We start from the raw sequence: 3,369 nt of genomic DNA on the forward strand, positions 1-3,369 counted from the left end.
TTCTAATGGGAGCTTTTATCACCATCGACTGCTGGCCGTGTGCATTTGAGTGGTATCCGGGGATCCATTTCAACACTGCCACGCCTGATTACGGAGAGCCACCAGGACCCTTTTCATCAAATGAATGGGGACAACAGGGAAGCCGCGCTACAGGCAACCAGCCAATGGCGCAAGACATTGACTGGGAAAAGTGGGAAAAGAACGAGCAGCAAAAAGCCCGGGCACATGCAAATCAACTCATGCGACTTCTGAATACGGCTCGTCAATCTGCTCATAAAGGGAACTTTCGAAAAGCTGCCACCTATTTTGACCGCTATGCCAAGTATATCTACAGCGGAAGAGGGATTTATCTCGATCTGTCCGAAGTGATGCGTCAGGCTTCGCTAAAGACCAATCGCACACTCCTCAATCAATATATGAAAGCCCAAAACCTTCATTTAGATGGATATTGGACTAAAGCTGTTCCAATCATGCATTCGATTTATGCCAATAAAAGCGCGGGTTTTCTTCGAGCTCATGCGCTCTATGCTTTAGCGCAGATGGAGCATGACAGGGCTAAGGAAATCAAACTTTATGAACGAGTTATTTCCGAGTTCCCTGACAGCTCTCGGGTTCAACCGGCAATGCTTAGAAGCGCCTGGCTTCGTTTGGCAGTTGGAGGTGATGAGGCCGGCACTAAGCACATCCCAGGCCCCTCTAATGCCGACATTTACTCTGCTAAACAGGCCCTTTTGAAGCTGATAAAGCTATACCCGAATTCCCTTTATCGCTACGAGGCTTTCGGTTGGTTAGGAAGGGCCGAGTTACTTAAGGGACGTACCCCTGAGGCAATGTACTATTATCTCAAACAGATGGGGATGGCTAAGGACAGAGAAGAGGCTATGAGAGCGATCGTTTCAATGCACCTTACCCGTTTGAGAATTACCCCAAATGGTGCAACTCGTTTCTTCCAAATGCTGACAACTCATCCAATACTGGCTGTTACTTATCTGGATTATCGACTTAACCATTCATGGGTCATGGATTCTGACTTAAGCAATATTGCTAAACTGGCAGAGAAAATCGTCAATACTCACCCAAAAACAAAGCTGCCGGTTGTGATTATGGTCAGGATTGCGGAAATTCAGTATCAGATGGGCAATTACCGACAAAGCCAGAAGTGGGCATCACAAGCCATCAACTCGAAGAGAGATAGCCAGCCATTGGTCCGCACGGATTTAGCCTATTATGTCAGGGGAGCTTCTCGCCGAAAGTCAGGAAATCTTCGAGGAGGATTGGCCGACTTCAAAAAGGTCGTTCGAAGGTATCCCAAAAGCTATCTGGTCAATAGCGCCAGAGAGAACATGGCGATAATATATGAAAAGCAAGGGGATTTGAACTCAGCGCTTGACATATACCTCACTTTGAACTTCGACATGGACTTTGCTTATCTACTCGATGCTAGAATGACGACGGCGCAAATCAAAAGATTCCTCGCAGATCACCCTCACCATCCCGCACATAAACTGATCACCTATTCGCTCGGTATCCGCTACATGCGTGATAATAAGCTTGGCAAGGCAGAAGCTACATTGCGACAGCTAACCCCTGCTGAACTAAATAAGATGTCAGCGAAGGGTGAATTTTGGGATTCTTTTGATCAAAGTCGGCTTTATCATCCGCTTGCAACGATACGGGATTTAAGGCGTTTGAATAAAGCGGTGAAGATAGCCAAGACCGATAATAAACGGGCAGAGGCGATGTACGCCATCACCTCTTACTATTACAAAAAGCGCAACCTGCTGTTCTACAACCCATCTCTTTGGCGTGGTCATCGAGCAATAGTGTTTGATATGGCCTGGAACACAGATACCGAATCTAAGTTGGACAAGACCTCACTCCACAAGTATATGTATTCCCACGAGTGTTATGTTAGAGAAAGAAAGATATGCTTGGAAATCATCCGACGCTACCCCAACAGTCCAACCACTCCAAAAGCGATGTACCGAGCAGCAACTTCCTCCTATCAGCTCAATTTCTTTAACGGATGGTGGGATACGGAAAGTGAAAAAAAGGGCTTCTACAAACAAGCCATTCGCCTAATGAGACAGCTACACCAAAAATATCCCCACCATCCCTTAGCTCACAACGCCGCTAAGTACGCAAAGCTATGGAAAGAGGAAGGCGCACCGGAGCATTATTAATTTAAATCTAAAACTCTGCGGATTTTAGGATTTCTTTGGCTTTTCCTGGGGTGCTGCAGGGCATGTTTAGGAGCATGCCTTTCATCTTTGGGCCGAACTCTTTCTTAAAAGTTAATAGGTGGTCCGAATTATTAATGAAAATGAAGAGCTTCTTGCCGGAGTCAAGTATTCGGTGATAAAGCGGCCACCATTCTTTGTTGTGGGAAGGACTCGCCCCATCGCCCGGAACCCATTGAATCATATCCAGGTGCGGGATTGATAAAAGGGCATCGAGGTGGCAAACCGCGTCGGGACCGTCCCAGTGATACATCGAATAGGACACGCGCTCAGTCATCTCGGTCAGGACGGGAACCATAAACTCTTTGAACATCCCCGGTGAGATCATCGCCGAGAAATCACACTGAAGTTTAGTCAACCGACCCGGCGCCCATACCCAGTAAACGCTTCCGCCCACATCATCACGAATGATATCATAGAGCATATCGTAGTAGTGGAAGTAGAGTTGGGTGATCTTCTTGAGAGATTCATGGACCCACTCGGGGCGTTCGATCAAGTCTTGAAGAAGAATTTGGGTGCCGCGCATGGCTGCTAATGTGTCAAGTCCCTCGATTAAATCAGGGAATTGCAGAAGCATTTTGCCTTTGCCCTTCTCTGCTACTTGCCGAAAGGCATCTTGGGAGAATTTCCAATAGAAGTTATCCGGATCATATTCAAAACGAGCGGTTTCCAGGCTTTCGATGCAAGGTTCGCACCATACAGTTCCCGGCATCTCTCGCCCTTTGCAACCCAAATAGAGCGCCAAAGTGTTCGGAGCCAGATCACCTGGAGAACCAGTTGGACACGCTTCTCCGAAATAGAGCGCTTCTGAGGGTCCATATAAAGCGCAATGAACGCGGTATGGAAGGCTTTTTGTCGAATAATACGTCTGCCAACCTTCAGGTTCAGTCATTGAGTGGATGGCTTCCACAGGATTGGGATTCCCTGTAGTAAGTTGAATGGCGGGCCGGCCGATATCGCCCCCGTTCCACCAAGTGGTTAACCGCTCTCGTGCCTTAATCCAATCCGAATGATAAAGTAAACCTGACATTAGCATCCTCCTCAAGTATAAGAAAGCATATCACGGAAGAAGCGACAGAGGCAAGGGTAAATTGTTTATTAACGTACTGTGAACCCGTGTTTGCCGAGC

At 47.3% G+C, this 3,369-nt stretch carries 2 protein-coding genes; one reads left to right on the forward strand and one right to left on the reverse strand.

The window, feature by feature from the left end; translation table 11 throughout:
• Positions 1-2,183: tetratricopeptide repeat protein (locus tag WCO51_11370; protein ID MEI6513853.1), on the forward strand; the 2,183-nt coding region annotated here is incomplete at its 5' end.
• Positions 2,184-2,190: 7 nt separating this feature from the next.
• Here the strand turns inward: WCO51_11370 and WCO51_11375 are convergent.
• The gene (locus WCO51_11375) at positions 2,191-3,270 is read right to left on the reverse strand and encodes a hypothetical protein (protein MEI6513854.1); all 1,080 of its coding nucleotides are present in this window, start codon (positions 3,268-3,270) and stop codon (positions 2,191-2,193) included.
• Positions 3,271-3,369: the final 99 nt, after the last annotated feature.

Source organism: bacterium (assembly GCA_037131655.1).
Lineage (GTDB): Bacteria > Armatimonadota > Fimbriimonadia > Fimbriimonadales > JBAXQP01 > JBAXQP01.